General features: G+C 69.6%; 23 protein-coding genes and 1 pseudogene. 9 read left to right on the top strand and 15 right to left on the bottom strand.

What is annotated here, in order from left to right:
- Positions 1 to 38 precede the first annotated feature (38 nt).
- On the top strand, positions 39 to 818 hold the full coding sequence (locus tag DV701_RS16060) for an SDR family NAD(P)-dependent oxidoreductase (protein ID WP_114929774.1): 780 nt from the start codon (positions 39 to 41) through the stop codon (positions 816 to 818).
- 262 nt (positions 819 to 1,080) lie between these two features.
- Here DV701_RS16060 and DV701_RS16055 read toward each other — a convergent pair whose 3' ends face one another.
- Genes DV701_RS16055 through DV701_RS16045 form a run of 3 tightly spaced genes read right to left on the bottom strand, consistent with a single transcriptional unit; the run spans position 1,081 to position 3,545 of the window.
- The gene (locus DV701_RS16055) at positions 1,081 to 2,256 is read right to left on the bottom strand and encodes an MFS transporter (protein ID WP_162803099.1); all 1,176 of its coding nucleotides are present in this window, start codon (positions 2,254 to 2,256) and stop codon (positions 1,081 to 1,083) included.
- Between the two features lie 55 nt (positions 2,257 to 2,311).
- Entirely contained in the window at positions 2,312 to 2,734 is a 423-nt protein-coding gene (locus DV701_RS16050) for a hypothetical protein (RefSeq protein WP_162803098.1), read from the bottom strand.
- Between the two features lie 40 nt (positions 2,735 to 2,774).
- Positions 2,775 to 3,545, bottom strand: a complete 771-nt coding sequence (locus DV701_RS16045) for an META domain-containing protein (protein ID WP_162803097.1) — start codon at positions 3,543 to 3,545, stop codon at positions 2,775 to 2,777.
- Positions 3,546 to 3,699: 154 nt separating this feature from the next.
- Between DV701_RS16045 and DV701_RS16040 the strand changes: the two genes are divergently transcribed.
- The gene (locus DV701_RS16040; protein WP_114929765.1) at positions 3,700 to 3,927 is read left to right on the top strand and encodes a hypothetical protein; all 228 of its coding nucleotides are present in this window, start codon (positions 3,700 to 3,702) and stop codon (positions 3,925 to 3,927) included.
- 52 nt (positions 3,928 to 3,979) lie between these two features.
- Here the strand turns inward: DV701_RS16040 and DV701_RS16035 are convergent, their stop codons facing one another.
- The 7 genes from DV701_RS16035 to DV701_RS16005 all read right to left on the bottom strand — a co-directional run bounded on the left by DV701_RS16035 (position 3,980) and on the right by DV701_RS16005 (position 10,569).
- A complete protein-coding gene (locus tag DV701_RS16035; protein ID WP_114929763.1) occupies positions 3,980 to 4,855 on the bottom strand; it encodes a glycosyltransferase family 2 protein in 876 nt (291 codons plus the stop codon).
- A complete protein-coding gene (locus DV701_RS16030; protein WP_114929761.1) occupies positions 4,852 to 5,865 on the bottom strand; it encodes a glycosyltransferase in 1,014 nt (337 codons plus the stop codon). The genes DV701_RS16035 and DV701_RS16030 overlap by 4 nt, the downstream gene beginning before the upstream one ends.
- Positions 5,862 to 6,926, bottom strand: coding sequence for a glycosyltransferase (locus DV701_RS16025; RefSeq protein WP_114929759.1), 1,065 nt, complete (start codon positions 6,924 to 6,926; stop codon positions 5,862 to 5,864). The genes DV701_RS16030 and DV701_RS16025 overlap by 4 nt, the downstream gene beginning before the upstream one ends.
- Positions 6,914 to 7,987: a glycosyltransferase gene (locus tag DV701_RS16020; protein ID WP_114929758.1), complete on the bottom strand. Its 1,074-nt coding sequence runs from the start codon at positions 7,985 to 7,987 to the stop codon at positions 6,914 to 6,916. Before DV701_RS16020 ends, DV701_RS16025 begins: the two co-directional genes overlap by 13 nt.
- A 171-nt stretch (positions 7,988 to 8,158) precedes the next feature.
- Entirely contained in the window at positions 8,159 to 8,671 is a 513-nt protein-coding gene (locus tag DV701_RS16015; protein ID WP_202863564.1) for a GNAT family N-acetyltransferase, read from the bottom strand.
- A 63-nt stretch (positions 8,672 to 8,734) separates the two neighbouring features.
- Positions 8,735 to 9,409, bottom strand: coding sequence for a response regulator (locus DV701_RS16010; RefSeq protein ID WP_202863563.1), 675 nt, complete (start codon positions 9,407 to 9,409; stop codon positions 8,735 to 8,737).
- Complete coding sequence (locus DV701_RS16005) at positions 9,406 to 10,569, bottom strand: sensor histidine kinase (RefSeq protein ID WP_114929754.1); 1,164 nt, start codon at positions 10,567 to 10,569, stop codon at positions 9,406 to 9,408. The genes DV701_RS16010 and DV701_RS16005 overlap by 4 nt, the downstream gene beginning before the upstream one ends.
- A 129-nt stretch (positions 10,570 to 10,698) precedes the next feature.
- On the opposite strand from DV701_RS16005, the gene DV701_RS16000 reads away from it, so the two are divergent.
- Complete coding sequence (locus DV701_RS16000) at positions 10,699 to 11,430, top strand: hypothetical protein (RefSeq protein WP_114929752.1); 732 nt, start codon at positions 10,699 to 10,701, stop codon at positions 11,428 to 11,430.
- 243 nt (positions 11,431 to 11,673) lie between these two features.
- Here DV701_RS16000 and DV701_RS15995 read toward each other — a convergent pair whose 3' ends face one another.
- Complete coding sequence (locus tag DV701_RS15995; RefSeq protein ID WP_228255083.1) at positions 11,674 to 12,252, bottom strand: YdeI/OmpD-associated family protein; 579 nt, start codon at positions 12,250 to 12,252, stop codon at positions 11,674 to 11,676.
- Positions 12,253 to 12,642: 390 nt separating this feature from the next.
- Between DV701_RS15995 and DV701_RS15990 the strand changes: the two genes are divergently transcribed.
- The 3 genes from DV701_RS15990 to DV701_RS15985 are packed head-to-tail and all read left to right on the top strand — an operon-like array spanning position 12,643 to position 15,037.
- The gene (locus DV701_RS15990) at positions 12,643 to 13,173 is read left to right on the top strand and encodes a DUF4365 domain-containing protein (protein WP_114929750.1); all 531 of its coding nucleotides are present in this window, start codon (positions 12,643 to 12,645) and stop codon (positions 13,171 to 13,173) included.
- Positions 13,170 to 14,318, top strand: coding sequence for a hypothetical protein (locus tag DV701_RS18365; RefSeq protein ID WP_162803096.1), 1,149 nt, complete (start codon positions 13,170 to 13,172; stop codon positions 14,316 to 14,318). Before DV701_RS15990 ends, DV701_RS18365 begins: the two co-directional genes overlap by 4 nt.
- Before the next feature lie 53 nt (positions 14,319 to 14,371).
- Positions 14,372 to 15,037 carry a hypothetical protein gene (locus tag DV701_RS15985; RefSeq protein ID WP_162803095.1) on the top strand — a complete coding sequence of 222 codons (666 nt, stop codon included), beginning with the start codon at positions 14,372 to 14,374 and terminating at the stop codon, positions 15,035 to 15,037.
- Positions 15,038 to 15,297: 260 nt separating this feature from the next.
- Here DV701_RS15985 and DV701_RS15980 read toward each other — a convergent pair whose 3' ends face one another.
- From DV701_RS15980 to DV701_RS15970, 3 genes and pseudogenes are all read right to left on the bottom strand, one after another.
- Positions 15,298 to 15,861, bottom strand: a complete 564-nt coding sequence (locus DV701_RS15980) for a hypothetical protein (RefSeq protein WP_114929746.1) — start codon at positions 15,859 to 15,861, stop codon at positions 15,298 to 15,300.
- Positions 15,862 to 16,177: 316 nt separating this feature from the next.
- A pseudogene (locus DV701_RS15975) lies at positions 16,178 to 16,690 on the bottom strand (IS1634 family transposase); the annotation flags it as partial.
- Between the two features lie 20 nt (positions 16,691 to 16,710).
- Positions 16,711 to 17,990 (bottom strand): IS3 family transposase gene (locus DV701_RS15970; RefSeq protein WP_114931275.1). Its coding sequence is split into 2 segments (ribosomal slippage): positions 16,711 to 17,717 and positions 17,717 to 17,990, totalling 1,281 coding nucleotides; the frame shifts between segments, so codons are not numbered across the junction.
- A 404-nt stretch (positions 17,991 to 18,394) separates the two neighbouring features.
- Here DV701_RS15970 and DV701_RS15965 point away from each other — a divergent pair.
- A complete protein-coding gene (locus DV701_RS15965; RefSeq protein WP_114929744.1) occupies positions 18,395 to 18,904 on the top strand; it encodes a hypothetical protein in 510 nt (169 codons plus the stop codon).
- Positions 18,905 to 19,046: 142 nt separating this feature from the next.
- Here DV701_RS15965 and DV701_RS15960 read toward each other — a convergent pair whose 3' ends face one another.
- A complete protein-coding gene (locus DV701_RS15960) occupies positions 19,047 to 20,612 on the bottom strand; it encodes an IS1380 family transposase (RefSeq protein WP_114926649.1) in 1,566 nt (521 codons plus the stop codon).
- Positions 20,613 to 21,082: 470 nt separating this feature from the next.
- Here DV701_RS15960 and DV701_RS15955 point away from each other — a divergent pair, with 470 nt between their 5' ends.
- Positions 21,083 to 21,469 (top strand): hypothetical protein, encoded by a 387-nt coding sequence (locus DV701_RS15955; RefSeq protein ID WP_162803094.1) that lies wholly within the window; start codon positions 21,083 to 21,085, stop codon positions 21,467 to 21,469.
- An 80-nt stretch (positions 21,470 to 21,549) separates the two neighbouring features.
- The gene (locus tag DV701_RS18360; RefSeq protein WP_162803093.1) at positions 21,550 to 22,062 is read left to right on the top strand and encodes a hypothetical protein; all 513 of its coding nucleotides are present in this window, start codon (positions 21,550 to 21,552) and stop codon (positions 22,060 to 22,062) included.
- Positions 22,063 to 22,068 lie beyond the last annotated feature (6 nt).

The raw sequence follows: 22,068 nt of genomic DNA, 5'->3' as shown, positions 1-22,068 counted from the left end.
CCCGCAGCGTCCGGCACACGACACACCCGGAGGAACCCATGCAGATCACCGAGTCGACCGTCGCCCTCGTCACCGGGGGCGCCTCCGGCCTGGGCGAGGCGACCGCCCGCCGCCTGCTGGCCGAGGGCGCGCAGGTCGTCCTCGTCGACCTGCCCGGCGGACGTGGCGAGGAGGTCGCCGCCCAGCTGGGCGAGCGGGCCAGCTTCGCCGGCGCCGACGTGCGCGACGCCGACCAGGTCGCCGCGGCGGTGGGCACCGCCGCGGGGCTGGGCGAGCTGCGCGTCGCCGTCTGCTGCGCCGGCGTCGCCACCCCGGGCCGGATCCTGTCCCGCCGCGGCGTCCTCGACCTGGAGGTCTACCGCACCGTGGTCGAGATCAACCTCGTGGGCACCTTCAACGTCCTGCGCCTGGCCGCCGAGCAGATGGCCGCCAACGAGCCGGTCCCCGACGAGCGCGGCATGGGCGACCGCGGCCTGGTGGTGATGACGGCCTCGGTGGCGGCCTTCGAGGGTCAGGTCGGGCAGGCGGCCTACGCCTCCTCCAAGGCCGGCGTCGCCGGGCTCACCCTGCCCGCCGCCCGCGACCTGGCCGACAAGGGGATCCGCGTGATGACGATCGCCCCCGGGGTCTTCGAGACGCCGATGATGTCCGGGCTGGGCGAGGAGGTCCGCAGCTCCCTCGAGGCGCTCGTCCCCCACCCCCCGCGCCTGGGCCGCCCCGAGGAGTACGCCGCCCTCGTCGCCCACATCGTGGACAACCCCCTGCTCAACGGCGAGGTCGTGCGCCTCGACGGCGCGCTGCGGATGCCCCCGCGCTGACCACGGAACGGTCGGGTGCCTCGGGCAGCTGCGTCAGGCACCCCCGGTGCTCCGACCCTGACGATGCCTGACACAGGAGCCTGACGCAGTCCGCGCGGGGAGGTAGTTTCGAGGACGTGGGTCGACGACGTCTCCTGCCGGCGGTGGGCGGCGAGGCGTGCCCGACGGTGCAGAGCGCGATGGGCTGCCCTGTTCACGGTCTCCGACAACGCCTGCGCCCGAGCCCTGGCCCCCTCCTCGGCTGGACCGTGCTCAAGCATGCTCAGGCCGGCTCGGGCACCGACGCGGGCCGGCGCAGCCGCAGCGCGACGGCCACGGCGACCAGCCCGGCGAGGAGGGGCAGCGCCATACCGGCACGCAGTCCCCAACGGTCCGCGACCACGCCCAGCACGGGAGAGGTGAGCACGAACCCGCCGCGCATCAGCCAGCCGACGAGCGCGACGCCGGTGCCGTAGGCGAGCCCCGGCAGCTCGTGGGCGGCCGCGAACGCGGCCGGCACCAGGGTCGCGCAGCCCAGGCCGAGCAGGGCGAAGCCGCCGAGCACGACGAGCACCGTCGGCGCGACCATGACGACCAGGCCACCGGCGGCGATGAGCACACCGCCCGCCACCGCCACCTCGCCCCGGCCGAAGCGGTCGGTGAGGCGGTCGCCGGTGATCCGGCCGACGAACTGGGCGGCGTAGGCGGTGACGTAGGCCAGTCCGGCGACCCCGGGTGCCGCGCCGGTCACGTCCCGGGCGTAGAGCGTGGCCCAGGAGTTGCCGACCTCCTCCACGAGCGTGCCTGCGACCGCCAGCACCGCGACCGGGGCCACGAGCAGCAGGGCCCTGACCCGGGTCGGTCGGGGGTGCTGCCGTCCCGCCGCCGGACGCTCCTCGACCTCCGGCAGCCGGGCCAGCCACCAGGCCAGCACCGCCACACCGGACCAGACGAGCCCGCTGACGACCATGACCGGACCCACGTGCAGGCCGAGCCCGACGGTCCACGCGCCCACCAGGCCGCCGGTGACGGCACCGAGGCTCCAGGTGGCGTGCAGGGAGTTGATGACCGAGCGGCCGAGCACCTGCTCCACGCGCAGCCCGTGGACGTTCTGGCCGGCGTCCAGGACCGGGTCGCAGCAGCCGGCGAGGAAGAGGCCGAGGAAGAGCAGCCAGAGCCAGGGGCTGGACGCCGCGACCGCGAGCGCGGCCGCCAGGACGAGGGTCAGGACGGTCGCGGTGGACATCGCGCCGAAGCGCCGGACGACCTTTCCCGCGAAGGCCGCGGTGAGCAGCGACCCCACCGCGAAGGCCACGACGAGCAGGCCGAAGACCGCGTTGGACAGCTCGAAGGCGTCCTTGATCTGCGGGTAGTGCGGCAGCAGCGTGCCGAGCAGCGAGCCGTTGGTGAAGAACTGCAGCGAGATGCCCAGGCGCGCGCGGGAGGGGGTGGCGACCATTGGGCCAAGGGTATGTGGTTGACGTGTCATCGGCGAAGCCGCGGCAGCGCCGGCGTCAGGTCTGCGAGTGCCAGCGACGTAGCCGGTCCAGCTCGCCCGGCGGGACGCCCAGGAGGGGAAGGGTCCGCCCGTCGCGCAGCACCGCCACGATCCGCCACGGGTGCTCCGCGGGGCCCTCGGTGCGCAGGTCGAGGACGCCCGCCCGGGTCAGTCGCTGCGGGTGTCGGCCCTCGACCACGGTGATCGCGCCCTCGTCCAAGGTCGTGCCGGTGCGCTCGTACCGGCTGGCCCAGACCAGGAAGACGCCCAGCGCCAGCCAGAGCACCATGAGCGCGACCACGATCGTCCCCCAGGCCAGCACGATGCCGACGGCTGCGCTGAGGATCACCACGAGGCCGATGCCGGCGCGCAGGGTGGGCAGCCAGGCCGGCTGCATCAGCCACCTGGCGCGGTCCGGTCCGCTCGGTCTCGCGTGCACAGGGTCAGGGTAGGCGAGACGGGGGCCTGCGGTCCCCGGCTCAGCCGGCCCGCAGGACGAGGCCGTCCCTGCCCGTGGTGAGCGTGAGCCGATCGGCGGTGATCGTCAGCTGCAGCTCGCCGGCGTCCAGCACCCGGAGGACGGCGGCCTCGAGCTCGCCGCGCCCGCCCTCGCAGGCCATCCTGGTCATGGCGACCGGGCCGAGGCTCACCGTCCTGTCGACGGCGGTGTAGGAGGCCGACCCGGTGTTGCACCCGCCACGCACCTGCACCGTGCCGTCCTCCCCGAAGGTGAGGGACGCCTCGGCGCCGACGGGGACGCTCGACACGGCCTCGCCGCAGGTCAGCGCGTCCACCCGCCATACCGTCCCGACGAGCGGGCGGTCCGGGTCGGCGACGACGCGGTCCAGCAGCGTGACCGTGTCGGTCGTAGTGACCAGCACCAGTTGCTCACCGTGCAGCTCGAGCCGCGGGCGGCTGGACAGCAGCCCGGACAACCAGTCGTCCTGGGCGGCCAGCCCGTCGGGACAGCCCATCTCTGTCGTGCCGAGCGCGTCGATCACGAGCACCTCGCCCTCGACGCGGTAGTCGCCGAACATCGTGTTGCACCCAGCCTGGGCGGTGAGCCGCCCGTCGGCGAAGGTCAGGCTGATGCGTGACCGCTCGACGAGCTCGCGCGGGGCGCCGTCCCGGGTGACGGCCGTGCTGAGGAAGGTGCGCCCGGAGAGGCCCGTGCCGCTGCCCTCCGGGGTGACGGAGCCGCAGGAGGTCAGGGCGAGCACCGCGAGCGCGAGCCCGACGACGGTTCTCACGCTCGTCCGCCCAGCCACGTCGCACGCTGCACCGCTCCCATCCGGCCATCGTGGCACGAAAGGCCTGGCCGGTGGCCGTGCTCAGGCGCACCGCGGCAGCGCGGCCCGCGCGTTCCACCAGGAGCGGACGGGATCCCAACCGTACTCTGGCCAGATGAGCGACCAGCAGCAGGAGCCCTCCGAGCGCCCCGAGGACCAGGACGGCACAGCCGTCTCCGAGGGCGGCTCCGGCGCCCTCGACCCCGGCACGGCCCTCGGGGGCGCGGACAGCGTGCCCGACACCCCGGACGTCAACACCGAGATCAGTGACGCGGTGGACATCAACGAGTCCTCCGAGCACGGGGAGGCTCCGAGCTCGGTCGACCCGGACGAGCCCGACTGACCTGACTGCGCACGCCCACCACCGCGGCCCGAGGCGAGGCCGATACCTCCCCTCAGACCCGGTGCAGGGCCCGCCACTGCCCGGTGTCCGGGTCCTGGTCAGCCAGGCCGAGCGCTGCGAACCGTGCCAGCCAGCCCTCCATCGGGAACCAGCCCCAGCGACGGTGGAACCGGTTGGCGTTGGCCACGATCGAGTCGAGGTGGTGCACGGGTGGGTCGGAGGACGGGTGGTGCTGGTGGTAGGCGGCTGCCCCGCCGACCCAGAGCAACCGACCCCCCGCAGCCCCCAGCCGCTGCCCGAAGTCGGTGTCCTCGGCCCCGTAGCCGACGTAGCCCTCGTCGAAACCGCCGAGCCGCTGCCAGTCGGCGGCGCCGATGCCGAAGGAGAGCGACCAGAACAGTCGCAGGTCGTCGGCCGAACGCACCTCACCGGCACGCAGGGCGGGGCGCGCCGGGTGCGGCCGGGCCAGGGCGGCCAGGTCGGCTGCGCGGTAGTCACGCGGGTGGTTCACGGCCGGCAGGTACGCCACCTCGCCGGCGGCCACGACCGGCCCGGCGACCGCAGGCCGGGGGGACGGGCACGCGGGTGCCAGCACCTCGTCATACCGCTGCACCAGCCCGGGCGAGGGGATGCAGTCCACGTCCAGGAAGATCAGCGTGTCCGCTCCCGCCGCGACCGCTGCCCGGGCACCAGCGTTGCGCGCGGCGGCCAGGGGCAGGCCCTCCGCGCAGCTGGGCACGCTCGGCACCGCGACCTGCGGGGCCGGCGGGGCGCCTCCCTCGACCACGGCCAGCACGCCAGGGTCGTCCATCGCGACCGCGACGAACACGTCGGGGCTGCGGACCTGCCGCCGCAGACCCCACATGAGTCCGGCAAGGTGCTCGTGACGACCGTGCGCGATCGTCACCACCGCGGTCCGGCCGGTCATGCCGACAGGTCTTGCGGTATGCGGTCCAGCCTGCTCAGGTGCTCGGCAGCCCGGCGGGCCCCCTCGCCGCTCGACCAGCGCCCCCACCCGTCCCCACCCAGTCCGGCGGCACGTTCCAGCACGGCCGGCCACCGCTCGGGCGCGGGCCACTGCTGCAGCCCGACCGCGATGCCGAGCCGGTCCAGCGCGCCCACTGTCGCCTCCTGCTCCCCGAACGGTCGAGGCTGGGCGACGACGACCGCCGGGCGTCGCGCGGCGGCGACCTCGGCGACGGCGTTCTGCCCGCCGTGGGTGACGACGACGTCGGCCGCGGCCAGGTCGGCCCACAGGTCGACGGCCGGTGCGCGCACCGGGTCCCGCTCCGACCAGTCCCACCCGGGGGTGGACGCCGCGGCGCCGGCGACCGCCGCGGCGTCCACCGATCGGCCGCCGCTGCCCCACAGCACGAGGACCCTGCGACGTGACCCGGACGACCCGGGCCGTGGGGCCGGCGCCCGGCCGTCGAAGCGCGAGATCCCGCCGACGTGCCAGGTCTTCTCCGTCCAGGCCGTCGGCCAGTCCTGCCCGTGGGCGCCCTCGGGCCACGGGGCGAGCAGCGCCGCGGCCGAGTCGTAGGCGAGGCGGTGCGGCGGGTCCAGCCGTCGGCCCGGAAGGGCGACGACCACGGTCGGGATCCCCATCAACCGGATGAACAGGGCGACCTCGACCGACACGTCGACCACGACGAGCCGGGGCCGGTGCCCGGCGACCCACGCGGCCAGCTGGGTCATCCGTCGGCTCAGGCCCGCGTGACCCACCGGCGCCCAGTGCAGGACGCCGCCGGCCGTGACGTCCTGCGGCGCGCCCTCGGCCGTGCCGTCGTCGCGCTCCAGCACGGTCCACGGGCCGGACCACGCGGCAGGCCGCGGCAGCGAGCTCAGCCCCCACACCGGCTCCTGCAGGCAGGCCGCGACCGACTGCAGCCGGGTGACGTGGCCGGCACCCTGGTGGTGGGCGTAGTAGCCGATCACGCGGCGCGCCCCGGCGCGAGCACCTGGGCGTAGACCTCCAGGTAGTCCTCGATCATCCGCTCCACCGAGCAGTGCTGCACGGCCTGGCGGCGGCAGGTGGCCCGGTCCAGGCCCGCAGCCTCCTCGACCCGGCGGGTCGCCTCCTGGAGGTCGCCTCCGGGCACGAGCACCCCGCAGTCGGGAGGTACGAACTCCCGCAGCCCGCCCCGGTCGTAGCCCAGCACCGGGGTGCCGCAGGCGAGCGACTCCGCGGCGACCAGTCCGTAGGGCTCGTCCCACACCGGTGTCACCAGCGTCGCCGCGCTCTGCCCGACCAGGGCCGCGAGATCGTCGGTGCCGAGGTGACCGAGGTAGTCGGCACGCGGCCCGAGCAACGGCCGGACGGCGGCGTCGAAGTAGTCCGCGTCCGACACCGGTCCGGCGAGCCGGATGCGCTGACCTGCGCCCAGGGCGATGCGGACGGCCTCGTGCGGTGCCTTCTCCGGGACGAGCCTGCCGAACCACACGAGGTCCTCCCCGCCAGGACCGGGCCGCCACTGCTCCACGTCCACCCCGTTGAGCACGACCTGCGCGCTCGTGACGTGCCGCCAGGAGCGGGCGGTGTGCGCGCTGACGGCCACGAACCGGGCCCGGCGCTGGTCCATCAGCCGGATCGCCGGCTCCAACCAGGGCGTCGGCGGGGTGTGCAGCGTCGTGAGCATGGGCGCGGGCAGCGTCGCGGCCAGTGCGATCGGCAGGTAGTGCAGGCTGTTGTTGTGGATCAGGTCGACGTCCGTGCGCCCCAGCAGGTCGAGCATCGCCTGCAGGTAGGAGTGGTGCTCCCGCAGCCACCGCTCCGGTGGCATGGCGACGTCGCGACGGGCGGTCTGACTGAGCTCCAGCGGCTCGACCAGGATCTCGTGGGCGCCCAGGGCCGGGTCGCTGCCCGGCCCGGAGAACAGGGTGACCTCCACCCCGCGCCGACGCAGCCCCCGCACCAGGTGCCAGGTCAGCGACTCCAGCCCACCGGCGAACGGCTCGCGCAGCGCGTGGTTCGCGGCCGCGATGATCACGACGTGCACGACACGCTCCCCGCCAGGGCCTGGGCGTAGACCTCGTGGTGGGCCCGGGCCAGGTGGGCCCGCTCGGCCGCGCGCTCGTCGGGGTCGGCCCGCCACCGGGGACGGTCCTGGTATGCCGTGCGCACCGCCTGCGCCAGACCGTCCCGTCGGGCGGTGTCCGGCCCGGTGGGGAAGCTGAGGCAGGGGCGCTGCTCGGCATAGAAGCCGCAGTCCGGGGCGGCGACGACCGTCCCCAGGTCGTAGCAGGCCTCGAGCCAGCCGGAGTGGGTGCCGAACCGGTAGGGCAGGACCGACAGGTCCAGCCCCTGCAGGTAGTCCCACAGCTGCGCGTCGGAGAAGTAGTCGTGCACGTGCAGGTCGATGAGGCCCTCGCCCGCGAGACCGTGCAGCCGCCCGGCCAGGACGGCGTCGTGCTGCCGGTTCCCCGGCGTCATCACGTCGTTGTGCACGTTCACCCTCAGGCTGGCCCCCGGCAGGGACGGCAGCACACCGACGATCGACTCGATGTCGAAGGCCGGGTCCATGCTGGCGCGCAGGCTCTTGGCGTGCACTCCGACGACGAACCCGGTCCGCGTGGGACGGGGGCGGCGCAGCGTCGGCTCCTCCACCACGTGAGGGTGCGGCAGCACGCGCGCCTCCCGCCCCCACCGCCGCCGGATCTGCGCGGCAGCTCCCTCGGTCAGGGTGATCAGTGCGTCCGCACCGGCGACCAGGACCGACAACTGCTCGTCGTGCAGGCCGGGCTCGCGATGGTGCGGGTTGCGCAGGTCGTGGACCGTGAGGACCAGCGGCTTGCCGGCTGCACGCAACGCGGCCACGAGCTCGGTGAGGTCGGCCGGGGAGACGGCGTCGAACCCGAAGTGGATGTGCATCAGGTCGAACTCGGTGGAGTGCTCGGCGACCCAGCCGGCCTCCAGCATGCGCGGCGGCCACCACTGGCCGGCCGGCACGCCCGCCCCCGGCGAGGGGTCCGGCAGGCGCTGCACCTGCTCACCGGGCCCTCCGGCGAGGTGACGGACGTAGACGTGCCCAGAGGGGACCGACGCGACACGGAGCGTCATGCGAGCCTCCAAGGAGCAGGGACCCGAGCGCAGGGCTGTACTCAGGTCCGGTGAGGTGGACGCGGCGCTCGGGTGCGACCGCATGTTCACGGTAACCACGGCCCCGGTCTTCCGCGCGCCGAACGGCACCGTCCTGCACCGCGACCTCACCGCATACCCGGACGCACGGACTCAGCCAGGGGCCTCCCGGCGCATGGCCCAGACGGGGGGACCGCCACCGGGCACGTGCAGGTGACCGCTGACGCCGAAGCCGGACCGCTGGTACAGCGCCACGTTGGCCGTCGAGGAGGTCTCCAGATACGCCGGTACCCCCAGCTGGTCCGCCAGGGCCAGGGCCTGCTCGAGCAGAGCTCTTGCCACACCGCGGCGCCGGTGGTCGGGCCGGACCCCCATCGTCGCCACGATCAGGTGCGGCTCCGAGGGCCGCAGACCGGCGCACGCGGCGTCCGCCTGCTCGCTGACCCTCCGGCGCTCACCCAGCACCTCCGCCTCCGCGGCGGCCACCCTCTGCCACACGTGAGCGGGCACCGGCCGGTCGGGGCGCAGGACGACGACCCCACCAGCGACGCTGCCGCCGGGTTCGGGAGCACGAGCCACCCATGCCTGACCGAAGGGCAGCCCCACCTCACCGACGGTCAGCGCGAACAACGCACTGAGCCGCTCGGCACGACGGTCCTGGGGCACGATCCACGACGTCCATGCATAACCGGCGAAAGCCTCGGGTCCTCGCTCGTGGGTCCATGCGGCTCACTCCCCCGGGCGCACGAGACCGTGCTCGTAGGCGAACACCACCACCTGCACCCTGTCCCGCAGGCCCAGCTTCTGCAGCAGCCTGGCGACATGGGTCTTCACCGTCGTCTCGGCGATGAACAGCTCACGGGCGATGTCGGAGTTCGAACGGCCGTGCGCCACCAGCCCCATCACCTCACGCTCCCGCTCGCTCAGCTGCGCCGTCGCCCGGGCTGCGTCTTCGGGTGGCGGCGTCGCGACGAACGAGGAGATCAGCAGCCGGGTGATCCGTGGGGACAGGATCTGGTCCCCCGCGATGGCAGCGCGCACCGAGGCCACCAGCTCCTCGGGCGAGGTGTCCTTGAGCAGGAAGCCGGCGGCCCCCTCGCGCAGCGCCCGGTAGACGAACTCGTCGGCGTCGAAGGTGGTCAGCACGATGATGACCGGGGGCCGCGGGCGGGAGAGGATGTGCCGCGTGGCGGTCAGCCCGTCCATGACCGGCATCCGGATGTCCATGAGCACCACGTCCGGGGAGAGCTCCTCGGCCATCCGCACCGCCTCGGCACCGTTGCTCGCCTCGCCGACCACCTCCAGGTCGGGCTCGTGCTTGAGGATCGACCTGAACCCGGCGCGCACGAGCTGCTGGTCGTCGGCGAGCAGGACCCGCACGACCTCGGTATGCCGTTCGCTCACGGTTGCTCCTCCCACGGGATCACGGCGACCACCTCGAAACCCTCACCGCACCGGCCGGCGCGCAGGGTGCCACCGTAGAGCGCGACCCGTTCGCGCAGACCCGTCAGGCCGTAACCAGCCCCTTCCACCCGCTGCGCCGGTCGGCCGCCCGCGTCGCGCACGGTGACCTGCAGCGCCTCGCCCCCCGTCACGGTCACTCTGGTCGTGGTGCGACCGGCGTGCCGCAGGCTGTTCGTCAGCGCCTCCCGCACGACGTGGTAGACGACCAGCTCGCGGGCGACGTCGTGCCGCTCGACGTCCCGGATGTCCAGCTCGACGTCCAGACCGGCGTCCCGCATCGAGTCCACCAGCCCCGGCAGATCACGCAGCCGCGCCGACGGGGTGATGGCGTCGCCGGTGTCGGGTGCCCGCAGGAGGCCGACGGTGCGACGCAGCTCGTCCAGCACCCGCCGGCCTGTCTGCTCGACCGACAGCAGCGCCTCACGCACGTGCGAGTCCTGCGGCAGGTCCAGACGCGCCGCCCCGGTCTGCACCACCATGACGCTCACCCCGTGTGCCAGGACGTCATGCATCTCGCGAGCGATCCGGGCCCGCTCGGTGAGCAGTGCTGCCTCCCGGCGCTGCTCCTCGAGGACGGAGACGTGGTGCAGTGCGGACTCGAGCTCTGACCGCTGCAGGTCCAGTCGCCGGATCACCCGCCCCGCCACCCACGGGGCGGTGAGCAGGAAGGTCACGTAGAGGATGCTGGCGGCGTTCTGGGCCCCGGGAAGATGCACCCAGACGGTGCCGGCGAAGGCGAGCGGGCCGAGCCACCCCCACCGTGCCCAGGCGTGCGGGGCGTACCGGCCGAAGGTGTAGGCGAGCACGCCCAGCGTGAGCAGCGCGCCGAAGAACGGGAGGTGGTGCACCGTGGTCACGTTGGCGATGACGTGCACCCCGAGCACGGCGAGCGGCACGGCCACGGGCCAGAGCCGACGCCACGCCGCCGGCAGGGTGACGAGGGCGGCGAAGCTCAGGTCCAGCCACAACGGACCTACCGGCGCCTCCGGGTCGGCCACGACGCCCCCGACGAGCCCGTGCGCGGACAACACCTCCATGACGCCGAGGACGGCGAGAGCCAGCGCCAGGGCTCCGTCGACCAACCGCTCGCGCCGCGCCATGGGCCGAATGTAGCGCCCAAGGGTCCGCGACGCTGTGGCCCTGCGGACACCGCAGATCCTCCGTGCGGAGGACCGGCCGACCGTCCCGGGAGGATGTGGCCGGGCCCGACCTCTCCCTACGGTCAGCGCATGAACACTTCCAAGGGCACCTGGCTCGTCCTGACCGGCCTCATCCTCTATCTGTGCGAGTTCGTCGCCATGGCGCTCGCCGGAGGCTACCCGTCCAACACCCCCCTGACCCCGCTCACCGAGATCCCCGCGACGTACGAAGGCTTCGAGAACGGGGCCGGCTACCTCGTGGGCTGGATGGCCCTGGCGCTCAGCGGCCGCATCCTGATCGTCCTGGGGTTTCGGAAGGCATTCGGCCCCTCGCCGCTGCTCGACTGGGCCGTCGCGCTCATGAGCGTCTCCGTCGCGCTCGAGGTCGCGGCGGTCGGGCTGCTGGCCGGTACCGCCGGCCTGGTCGCCGACGGCGTGGACGCCGACGCGGTGCTGGCGCTCGACCGGGCTGCCTGGTTCGTCGGCAGCGGCGTCACCGCCCCGGTGGGCCTGGCCGTGCTGCTGTGCGCGGCTGCGATGTGGCGCCACGGCGACCTCTCCCGTCTGCTCGCGGGCATCGGCGTCCTCACGGGCGCGACCACGCTTCTCTCCGGCCTGCTCACGGCGCCCTCGACCTACCCTCTGGCCAGCGCGCTGTCCACGGCGGTCATCGTCTGGTGGGCCTGGACGCTGTGGGTGGGCATCGTCCTGGCCCGTCGCGCCGGGCTCCCCGCGGCCGAGAGGCGTCGTCCCGTCGAGCGCGACGCTCACGACCGCGGGACGGTCGTAGACGGAGCGGGCCAGCCTGACCGGCTCGGATGACCTCGCTCTTCCACGTCGGGCGCGGCCCGGCGCGTCCTCGTGGACGCAGCACGTCCCGGAGCTGGCGAAGGGACTCGAACCCTCAACCACCTGTTTACAAGACATCCGGGCAGAACCCGTTGACCTGCGAAGATTGCATGAGACAGGGACTTTTCGCGGGATTCGTGCAACATACGTGCATTAGTGATGGCCACCCGAGTCCGACTCTGACCGTATGGCGCCCGCACGGGGCCAGTCGCGTTACTAGGACGGATCGCGCAGTTTGCCGCTCCTGGCAAGGGCGGGGTCAGTGCACGATGACAGGTCGAAGCAGCACGGCCGCCGCTTCCCGTCGTCCATCTTCGAGACGCTGGCCTCCACCCGGCGTTGCCGTGTCGCGGGGTTTCTCGTCGCCTGGACCCAGCGGACCCACTCCCACCGGGCCATCGGCGTGAGGTCCTGCCACAACTCTCGGATCCGTGCGGGGGCCTCGTCCAGGGCAGCCTTCAAGTCCGCAGGCACGTCAGGCTCTGGCCAGTCGGGCACGACCTCCAGCGTTAGGTCGGCGGTGTCGCCGGGACCGACCCCTGCGTCTTGGTGCAGCACCTGGTCGAGACGTATCCAGTGACCCCGGCGTCCGTCCGGCTCGACGACGGTCGCGAACGGATGCCCTTCAAGGGTTCCCCGCACCGCGACCTGCCCGCGCGACGGCAGTTCCTCGCTCGCAGAGGTTGGCAAGGTCACCAACGTGATCCCGTCGATGGCAGACAGCTCGGCCGTGAACCGGATGGGCGCCTGCTCTGCGTCTTGAGTGGCCCGCGACATGCCTTGAGCGACCTCCATCGGTTCGAAGCGCAGGACCAGGTGCGTCCACGCCCAGCACGGGCCCTTCCGAGGCGTCAAGCATACTGAGGGACCGCTCATGGACGCCACGACGCCATTGCTCACCGCCGACGCAGATGCTGTCCGCCGCAGCACCCACCACGTCCGTGACAGCGCCCTCGCGCCGAGGTGCGTGAGATCGCGACTCCGCCTCTGCGCGTGACATCACGACTCCGCCGAGTTGCGGACGATCGGCCTCTGGTCACGGACCATGCATCGTATCGAGAACGGGACAAACCCTCAGCAGTCCCCACAGCCGACACGGACGGAAGGTGGTGTGTCGTTGTCGTCTCGTACCTTGTTGGCGTGACTACAGGGAGCGACATAGCGCGACCACACATCCCCGCGCGGATGCGCGTCCTCCTCTACGATGCCCACATCATGCAGCAGAAGCCCACGTCGAGTCCCACTGGCCAGCAGAAGGAGTGGTTCAGTCGCACCTTTCTTGTCGGCGTGGCCGCTGCCGCAGGGTACCCGGTCGAGATCCGTCTCAATGATGTCAATGGTGTGGACGCGACCGTTCATGATGGTGGAATTCAAACTGATTGGCAACTTAAGGGCACTTCCGCACCGGAGTTCAGCGAAGATGGAGAGACGCTCTATTTTGACCTTGACGTGCGCACGTATAACTTGTTCATCGGTGACCGTAACGCCAGCGCCTTCCTCGGTGTCGTCCTTATGCCGCCGGATCCCAGGCACTGGACAGCGACGAGCAGGAGGAGCCTGAACCTGCGGCACGGCGGGTACTGGCAGAAGATCACGGGGATGCCGGCCACGACGAATACGTCGAGCATCCGAATACATTTGCCAATGAACCAGCGACTGTCCCCAGATGAGATTCGCGCGATCATGACAGATGAGCGGAAGCGGATATGCGCGTGAACGACGCTTACCTCCTGGCCTACGACCCAATCCCCGAAGAGGTCGCCAGTTGGCTTGCCGCCAACGATTGGACGAAGCTGACCAACACTCCCGGTAGCGCCGCGCTGTGGACTAGAGGCGGGGAGGAGATTCTACAGCCGCTCTTGCGCAACGCATCCGATTACGAGTTGCGAATGCGCGACATGTTCCGCATTATTTCCGACACAAGACAAGATTCTGCGGAGGCTATTGCGCAGGAAATGGTGGCGGAAGGCTCGGACGTGGTTGAATGGCGCGCCTCGCTAGAGAATTCGCGGGACTACTCTCTGCCCTTAGACGACGGTCTGGCTCTCATTCAAGGTGTTCGCAACGCTTTTGTCGCAGCGGCCAACGCAACCGTGCAGCGGCGCGGGTACTTTGGACACAGCACCCTCAAAGTAGCAAGGGAGCATGCTCGCGTGGTCCAGATGGGGCAGACGCGAAGAGGAAGTTACGTAGTCCCGATAATCAGCCGGATTCCAGGCGTGATGGAATCACATGACTCACACCAGTCGGACTTGGGTCTTGAGTTTGTTGCTCAACCTTTTGAGCGCCGAGTCATCGCCCGGCTCGCAAGCGCGCTTACGGTCATCACGGAGATGGCCGTCCAGTCTGGCCGGGAACCTACACAGAGTCAACTTAACGAGAGTGTTGCCGAGGGCGTATCGCACGAGCTTTGCTCAGCCGTGGCTGGCGCCCTAAAGGCCGAGTCTTTCGACGCTGTCGACATCTCGTTCCGATGGGCGTCCCGTCTGTCTGGTCACCCTAACGTCAAGAACCTCGACCTCCCTAGAAACGCTGCTCCCATCATTCATCGAATGGCGGAGAGACTTCGGGGAAGCGAGGTAGTGGGTGAGCAACTTCTCGTGGGCTTCGTGCGCTCGCATCGTCGTGAACCGGGGGAAGAGGATGGTATAGTCTACATTAGAACCGCTCTCGGGGACCAGATGAGAACTGTCGCCCTGGACGTGTCTCCTGCGCAGTTGCATGACGCCCTCGTAGCAGCGGACCAGAATCGACCAGTCAGCGTGCGGGGGCGATTGGCGCGCGCCCCAGGTCGCACTTGGCGCTTTGAGTCCGTATCGGAGTTCCGTATCGCTGATGCCGGCGTCATGGACTGGGGTTGATGTGAGTACAAAACGTGTCATTTCTGAAACGAAACGGAAGGGTGTGCGCCTCGGTGCCGAAGCCTGAAACCCCCCGAAAGGCGCCCAGCCTATTGGAGGCGCTTCGCGCGCGGCGTGATGAAGATTTGATCGTGCGGTGGCGTGACCGCGAGACCGACGGAACTCTCGCGGAAGCATACGCCGAGGCCGCTCGGCGACTCGCCTCGTCGTTCGCCAGTCAGCCGTACGACGATCAGATCCTCCTACCTTTCCTTTTCGTGTATCGGCACGCCATCGAGTTGGATCTCAAGCATGCGATCCGGGAAGCCGTTGCCCTCAGGCGCATGGCCGCCCACCGGGAGTTGCCATCCGCCGTGGAGCTAGAGACGAAGTTGCGGCGCTATGGTCATCGCTTGCTTGTCCTTGGCGACAAGCTTGATGAGCATTTGCAAGCACTCGATCTCGAACGAACACCGGCAGCCACCCGGAGAGTGCTGCGCGGGTTGAATGATCTGGATCTGAACGGCACAGGCTTCAGATACGCCAATGCGTTCGAGGATGGCGCCACGCATATCGACTTCCCTAGGCTGGCCGCGTTGTTGGACGAGACTCACCGCATGCTCGCCGCCACAGATGACATGTTGGACTACGCCGCTGAGGGTTACCGTATCGCCATGGATGAGGCAGCCCAGTATGAGTCTGAATTGCGAGCGGAGTTTGAGGCCTACGAGTCCTATTGAGGGAATTTACCTCGCCTCGGGCAAGGCCCGTGAAGGAAACTTCGGAGCCAGGGATCGCCGAGCGGACATCCGCCTCTGCCGCTGTGAACGCGTAGCGTCCGACCATGCCGCTGTGAACGCGTAGCGTCCGACCATGCCGCGAGGCGCACCAAGTTGACGAACTTCGGTTCCTGCAGAAGAACTTTGATGGTGCACGGTTTGCCTGGACGGCGCCGTGCCGTCTCCTCTGCATCTCGTCACCAGGCGGGCCGCCAGCACCGTCAGGAAATGTAGACCGGCTTGTCAGACACGGATACGGTGAATGAGGGGCCAGGTTCTTGCTCCCCTCCCCAGGACTCTCCCTCAGTGTCAGGGTCGAAGTACCAGTAGTCGACCACGAGCCATCGCTGCTCGCCTGCCGGCAGGTCGAAGGCCTGCTCGACTACAGTTCCGCTGTCGGAGACCACGGTAAGCGTGTGCGACCCCGGTTCCACGTCGACGCCGAACAAGGTGACCGCGTGCTGACCCTCGACCGCGAATACCTCATCGAACAGGGCCACACCGTCAAGAGTCGCGCTCAGATTCACGTCCGGGTCGTCGAAAGACTGATTGCTGACCCTCACGATCAGCGGTTGCACTGCCTTGTCCCAGGACTCGCCAGGAGAGACTTTCTGGACTGTGAAGTCACCCGCAGGGCTACCGGTGGCCGTCGGGACGTTCTCGTCCGCGACGGTCTGCACTACCGGGTCGGAGATGTTCGCGGACTGCGGGGCGTCGCACCCGACCACGAAGATGAGGATGCCAGCAACACCCAGGACGCAAGGAACGCGCACGTTCGTCGTCACGCAGCTCCCCTCCTATCGCTGTGGGGGTTCGCGAACTCAGACGCCCATCCGGCTGCAATGGTTCCCCAGGAAGCTGAAGGACGCACGTAGCCTGCGCCACGATCAAGAGAACGCCCGCGGGCGACGTGCGCATCAGTTGTGCGCGCTCATGCCGCATGCCGCGCAATCTGTCTGGGCTCCAAGCGGCTGGTCAACGGGCTTACCCACTCCGCGAAGGTGCCGGGCAAGAACCGTTACACGCGCAGGTTCCACCTCGGGGGAACCTTGACGTCACCGACGAGGGTCGGAGGGCACCCGAGTCATGCCGCTTTAGTTGTGTTGGCCAGTCGACGTCGGTGGCGGTGAGGATGTTGCGGGCGGCATCGGTGAGTGGGTCGGTGGCGGTGTGTTCGTGGCCGGCGATGTTCACGGTGATCTGCTGTATCGGCCGTAGGGCCCGGACGATCTTCTTGATGCTCAGCCCGGTGGCGTCCTGCAGGGACCGGGCAACGGCCAGGGCGGTCATGACGACGGTCAGGTGAGCCTCGATCGCCTCGCGCTGGTGATGGAACACCGGGCGCGCACGCAGGTCGCTCTTGGTCATCCGGAATGAGGCCTCGACCTGCCACAACGAGTGGTAGGAGCTGATCACCTCGGCCGCGGGCATGATCGTGGCGGGCAGGTTGGTGACGTAGCCCTTCAGGCCGGCCAGCCGTCGGGCGCGGGCCAGCGCCGCCTCGTCCAAGGCCTTGGCGCCGTTGGTGTGCTTGACGAACCGGGGCGTGCGTGCCGCCTTCTCACCGGCGATGACGGCCTTGGCCTTGTTCTCCTGCAGGGTCAGGGTGAAGCGCCCCAGGTTCTCTGCCGCTCTCATACGGGCTGCGGCTCGGGGTTGAGGGCAGCATAGTGGGCTTGCTCGTACTCGATCGGTGGGACGTTGCCCAGCGACCCGTGGAGCCGACGGGTGTTGTACCAGTCGACCCAGCCGGCGGTGGCGTACTCCACGTCGGCGAGGGTCTTGTAGGGCCCCGCGTGGAAGACCGTGGTGCGGATGCACTCGGCCTTGTAGAGCCCGTTGACCGTCTCCATGAGCGCGTTGTCGTACGCGTCGCCCACGGACCCGATCGAGGGCCGGATCTCCTCCAGCGCGAGATGCTCGGTGAGGCGGATCGAGGTGTACTGGCTGCCCGCATCACTGTGATGTATCAGCTGCCCGGGCACCCTGGGGTGGCCGTCCCGTTCTCGTTGCCAGATCGCCATCCGCAGCGGGATCATGACCAGGTCGGTGTGCTTGGTGCTGGCGGCGTGCCAGGCCACGATCCGCTGGGAGAACACGTCCAGGATGAACGCGACGTAGACGAACCCGGCCCACGTCCTGGCGTAGGTGAAGTCCGTGACCCACACGAGGTTCGGTGCGTTGGCGGTGAAGTCACGATTCAGCAGGTCACCGGCCCGGATGCCGTCCTTGGCCGGGATCGTCCGGGTGCCCTTGTCGCGGCGCACCCCGACCAGCCCGAGGGTCCTCATGGCCCGGTCCACGGCCCCGGCAGACGCCGCGGGCATCGTCGTGCGGCGCACGTACGCGGTCATCTTCCGGCGCCCGTACAGGCCCTCCGGGGCCAACTTGCGGCGCCCGTGCGGCGTGGTGGTCCAGGCGATGTCACGCACCGCGTCCACAACCTGGGCGTCGGTCACCGTACGTGCCGCGATCGTTCGACCGGTCTGCTTCCAGGATCGGTAGGTCCGCGCGGCAACCTGGCAGCCCTGCTCACGCAGCACCACACAGACCGACTCGACCGCGTGGCCCTGGGCTCTCATGGTGTGGATGAATCCCATGATCATCGGTTGCGGGGGTCGAGCTCCCCGACGAAGAAAACCGTCGCGGCCTTCAGGATCGCGTTGTCCTCCTCCAACCGGCGGACCCTGGACTTCAAGGACTTGATCTGCTCCAGCTCCTCACTGGTCACACCGTCGCGGCCACCGGCATCGACCTGGGCCTGGATGACCCAGCGACGCACGGACTCCCTCCCGACACCCAGCTGCTTGGCCACCGCGGCCGAAGCGGCCGTCAACGACGGGTACTCGGACAGGTGCTCGGTGACCAGACGCACAGCGCGGGCCTTCAACTCTGGATCGATCTTCTTGGGCATGGTGCTCATCCTCCTGGACTCAAACAGGAGCGGCATCGAACCTGGGGCGCTTCACGATGCAGGTCATAGACCTCGCCGAAGGCTAGGCCCTCCCCTCCCTGCACCGCCTGCCACAGCAGCAACTCCTCATCGCTCATACCCCGTACTGTCCAGCAACCCATCAAAAGGATGCACCCACGACACTCCCTGCCCCTCTGAAGAGGGATCCTCACAGTGGAACAGAGAACGGACGGCCCCCTCCGGTGCAGCGATGGCCCATCCTGTATTGCCGCCGTGCGCTCAGGCGGTGGCGGGCGGCGCGCCAGCTTGACCGGGTTGAGACGAGCAAGCTGACGGGGCTGCCGGGCTGATGACACACCCTCGCGTAGGTCACTACCCAGAGTGCGAGATGACAGGCTGGCCCCATGGACGAGCTCGACCTCGACGGCAACGCCATCAGCCCTGAGTCGGTACTCACCTTCACCGTCGAGGCGGACGACCCAAGGATGACGCCCACGACGGTGGTGCAGGTCCGGACGTCAGCAGATGGATGGTCGCTTGCGTCACTGGAAGCACTTACCCGTCAATTGCAGAGGGACGCGGAATGGTGGTCTGGGGTCCAAGAGGATTATCACAAGGCGCAAGGGGGGATCGGCGCAGGAGGCCTTGAGGTCCTAAACGTCACATTAGGTGTCGTCGGTGCCGTGCCGGCCGTCGGCTGGTTGCTGCAAAGATTGAACCGCCAGGTTCCGCCGCGACCGTCACATGACAGTGCGTTGGACGCTGCAAAGTGGTCCATCGTCTCGAGGTACGAACGCGTATCCCGAGACGACTTGACCCTCACCAGCGAGACGCGGGAGGTAGATCATTGGGCGTTCACGTTTGTGTCCGGCCCAAATCGCGACGTGTTCGACCTCGATGATTCACGGCGGTGATGTGGGGTCCTGAGTTCGTGTCGCGGTCCGCGCCGGGTGGCCGCGGTGGCGGTGGGCAGGGTCGGGGCCCGATCCGCTCGGGTGGGCGCCGGGTTCCACTGCTCGGGTGTGCTGGGGTGGTGGGTGGACAAGGACACTGTCGTCAGGCCGGGTGCAGTGCGCGGAGGCGGTCGAACGCGTCGGCGAGGTGGGTGGCCCAGGCCCATCCGGTGGGGATCTTCAGCACCCGTTTCCTGGCGTGGCGCACGTATCGGGCTGGTGCGGACAGCAGCCGGAACCGCAGGGCCTTGGGCTCGGCGACGGCGAGGTCATCCTCCAGGGCGAGCAGCCGCAGCCAGGCCAGCACGGTGACGGCGTGGGCGGCCAGGTGCAGCCAGGCACTGTTGCGGTCGTAGGAGGTCGAGGGAAGCCGGGTGGCCCCGCAGGCCTTGAGCTCCTTGATTCGGTCCTCCACGTGCGCCTGGGTGCGGTGCCGGACGTCCAGGTGCTGGACCTGACCGGTGGGCGTGTTCGTGGCGAACGCGCCGTAGCGCCAGTTCGGGTCCTGCCCCAGCTGCGCCTGCTCCCCGGGTGAGCGCGGAGTGCGGCGGGCGAAGATCCGCATGTCGCCCGGCCACCCCGACAGCAGGTCACCGGTGTGACTGTGTCGTAGGAGCCCGGTCAGCTCCACGACCTGCGCGTGCTCCTCGGCCCCACCGGTCGCGGTCAGCCCCGCTGACCAGTCACCCTCGCCGGTAGCCTCGATCGCGGACCGGGTGCGGGCATCGACGGGCCACCCGATGGAGTACTCCACCCCTCGCCCGCGTCGCCCGTGCTGACCAGCGGTGTTCAGGGCGTCCAGGTGCTCGACGAGGCCGTGGGAGGCACCGGCCCCGTCCACGCTCACCAGCACCTCGCGGCGGTGCGCCGCGGGCACCTGGGCCAGCGCCGCGTCCAGCACCTTCACGTGGTCGGCGGCGGTGAACGAGCCGGCCGACCCGACCCGGTTCATCATCGCCAGGTTCTCGCCCGTGTTCGAGCACCACGCGGTGAGGGGGTGGAAGCCGAACCCCTTGTAGTTCGCCTCCGCGCCCTCCTTGGCCGAGGCGGCCGCGATCACCGTCGCGTCCAGACGGATCACCAGCACCGGCACGTCCTCACCCCGGCCCGGGCGGGTCAGGTCCTTGCCGGCGACCCGAACCGCGGGCAGCCTCCCGTGCCGGGCCACGATCTGCTCCCAGGCGCGGGAGCGGACCTTGGCGGTGGCCCGCGCCAACGCCCGCCCGGCCAGCCCGTCCTCACCGAGTCGGTCGGCGTACTCACCCAGCACCCGCAGCACCGTGGTGTCGCTGGCCCCACCGGCCGGGCCGAACAGCTCGACCTGGGCGGTCATCGCCTCCACGTCGCTCAGGCACCGCGCCCCGGACGCCAACGCGGCGACCGTGTCCGTGACCGCCCGGCCACGGTCCCGGCCCGGGCGGAAGCCACGCCGGGCGAGCACGTCCCGGAACGCGCCCGTGAGCCCGACCCGGTCGGCCAGCAGCCGGGGCAGCACCACCCCCGCGTGCGCCACCGTCCCAGCGCCTTCCGCCTTCACCAGCAGGCTCTTCGACCAGGCTGCCTCAGCAGCAGCCGTCCCGCTTGTACGCTTCACCTTGAGGGTGTCCCTTCCCGGGTATGAATCCAGATCTAGACAATCCGTATTCTCCCAGGTCAGGGACACCCTCACCCCCGCGACACGCTACTTACCGGCCCTGCCCGACTCCCCTAGTGAATACTCCAGGTCTACGCGCCACGTCGATCTCCCTGGACCGAAGCCAGGTTCCAGGAAAAGGGCCTCACCCACCGGACGATGCCCAGAGCGACACAGGAGCCCCGGCAGCGGACACCTGGGAGCGGCGCCAAACACCCAGGAAAATGATTGGCTAGATGACAACAAATCGTTGGCAAGCATCCTCGACTCCAGCACACGACCGGCCGCGTTGAACTCGCCACCTCCACCTTCAGATCGTCGCAGGTCAAACGGTGTTTCACCCCGCTTGGGGACGTCTAACAACTGCCGAGCCGGGTTCCGTTGGCCATCACAGCCGGCCGTCCAGGTAGCCGTCCCCACGACCGGGCCACTGCCCTCGGACAGCCGCCGTCAAGTTCCATGGCGAGAGTGGACGCCCAGCCCGTAGGGGGGTATCTTCGGTTGGGATGCTGCGCTCGACAAGGGCGCGGGACACCGAAAAAAAACAGGGGAGAATGATGAAGAAGCTCAGCAAGGGGATCGTTACCGGGGCGGCGGCGCTGCTGATCGTGGGGTCAACCGCTGCGCCGGCGTTGGCCGTGGTCCGTGATTCGGGGTGGTTCTACGACAGCTCCTGCAATTCATGGACTGACCCATGGACCCACGCTCGCTGGTACGGCAAGGGTGAGATCATGGGGCCAGGAAGTAGCCAGTACATCATCGTCTCCTACGATGCCAGTTGGCGGCAACACAATGTCAAGGGCATGGCCGCGGGAGGGTACTGGGCCGCCACGGGGAGCGTGAACCTGGATAAGCCCGGAACATACGCGTTCTGTGGTGATGGCACCCCCTGATGCCCCAAGCGTTGCGTAGGTCTCCCCTCGCAATACGACCCATCGGCGCGACCCGCCTTTGTGCGGTTATCTGCGGAGCGGTGATTCTCTGCTCCTGCGGTGACGGGGCAGGGCAGGGCGACAGCACCCAACGCACCACGTCAAGTGGGAATCTTTCAGGCCTGTCGATCGATGAGTCTCGCAAGCTGCGGGGGGCGGCAGCGAGGGAAGCACAACTGCAGTTGCAGGCGTGCCTGGAGGAGCGTGGCTTCCCGTCGCAAATGATCGACGACGGCATGCTGCAGGTGGACGTCGGCGGGCAGCACGAAGCCTACGAGCGGGCGTCGGCGGAGTGCGACGAGGTGGTCGACTATGGGGCGGCCGCTGCCCCACTGTCTGAGACAGAGATCAGATGGTTGTACGACGAGAACGTCCAAGCCTTTGACTGTTTGGTGGCCGAGGGGTTCACGCCAGAAGAGCCGGTGAGCTTCGCAGTATTCCTAGCGGACTATCAAGAGGGGCGTCCCCCCTGGACACCGTTTCTCACCGCGGAGAGCAACGCGCCAATCATGACGCAAAAGTGCCAAGAGCCGTCGATCAATCTGGAAGAGTAGTTCATT

This window comes from Ornithinimicrobium avium, from assembly GCF_003351765.1.
GTDB lineage: Bacteria > Actinomycetota > Actinomycetes > Actinomycetales > Dermatophilaceae > Ornithinicoccus > Ornithinicoccus avius.
This window is presented reverse-complemented; position numbering and strand designations above follow the sequence as displayed.

Excerpts from the sequence above, each read along its gene's own strand:
- DV701_RS16060 (WP_114929774.1), top strand. The coding sequence starts at position 39 with ATGCAGATCACCGAGTCGACCGTCGCCCTCGTCACCGGGGGCGCCTCC.
- DV701_RS16055 (WP_162803099.1), bottom strand. The coding sequence starts at position 2,256 with ATGGTCGCCACCCCCTCCCGCGCGCGCCTGGGCATCTCGCTGCAGTTC.
- DV701_RS16040 (WP_114929765.1), top strand. The coding sequence starts at position 3,700 with ATGAGCGACCAGCAGCAGGAGCCCTCCGAGCGCCCCGAGGACCAGGAC.
- DV701_RS16035 (WP_114929763.1), bottom strand. The coding sequence starts at position 4,855 with ATGACCGGCCGGACCGCGGTGGTGACGATCGCGCACGGTCGTCACGAG.
- DV701_RS16020 (WP_114929758.1), bottom strand. The coding sequence starts at position 7,987 with ATGACGCTCCGTGTCGCGTCGGTCCCCTCTGGGCACGTCTACGTCCGT.
- DV701_RS16005 (WP_114929754.1), bottom strand. The coding sequence starts at position 10,569 with ATGGCGCGGCGCGAGCGGTTGGTCGACGGAGCCCTGGCGCTGGCTCTC.
- DV701_RS16000 (WP_114929752.1), top strand. The coding sequence starts at position 10,699 with ATGAACACTTCCAAGGGCACCTGGCTCGTCCTGACCGGCCTCATCCTC.
- DV701_RS15995 (WP_228255083.1), bottom strand. The coding sequence starts at position 12,252 with ATGGAGGTCGCTCAAGGCATGTCGCGGGCCACTCAAGACGCAGAGCAG.
- DV701_RS15990 (WP_114929750.1), top strand. The coding sequence starts at position 12,643 with ATGCGCGTCCTCCTCTACGATGCCCACATCATGCAGCAGAAGCCCACG.
- DV701_RS15965 (WP_114929744.1), top strand. The coding sequence starts at position 18,395 with ATGGACGAGCTCGACCTCGACGGCAACGCCATCAGCCCTGAGTCGGTA.
- DV701_RS15955 (WP_162803094.1), top strand. The coding sequence starts at position 21,083 with ATGCTGCGCTCGACAAGGGCGCGGGACACCGAAAAAAAACAGGGGAGA.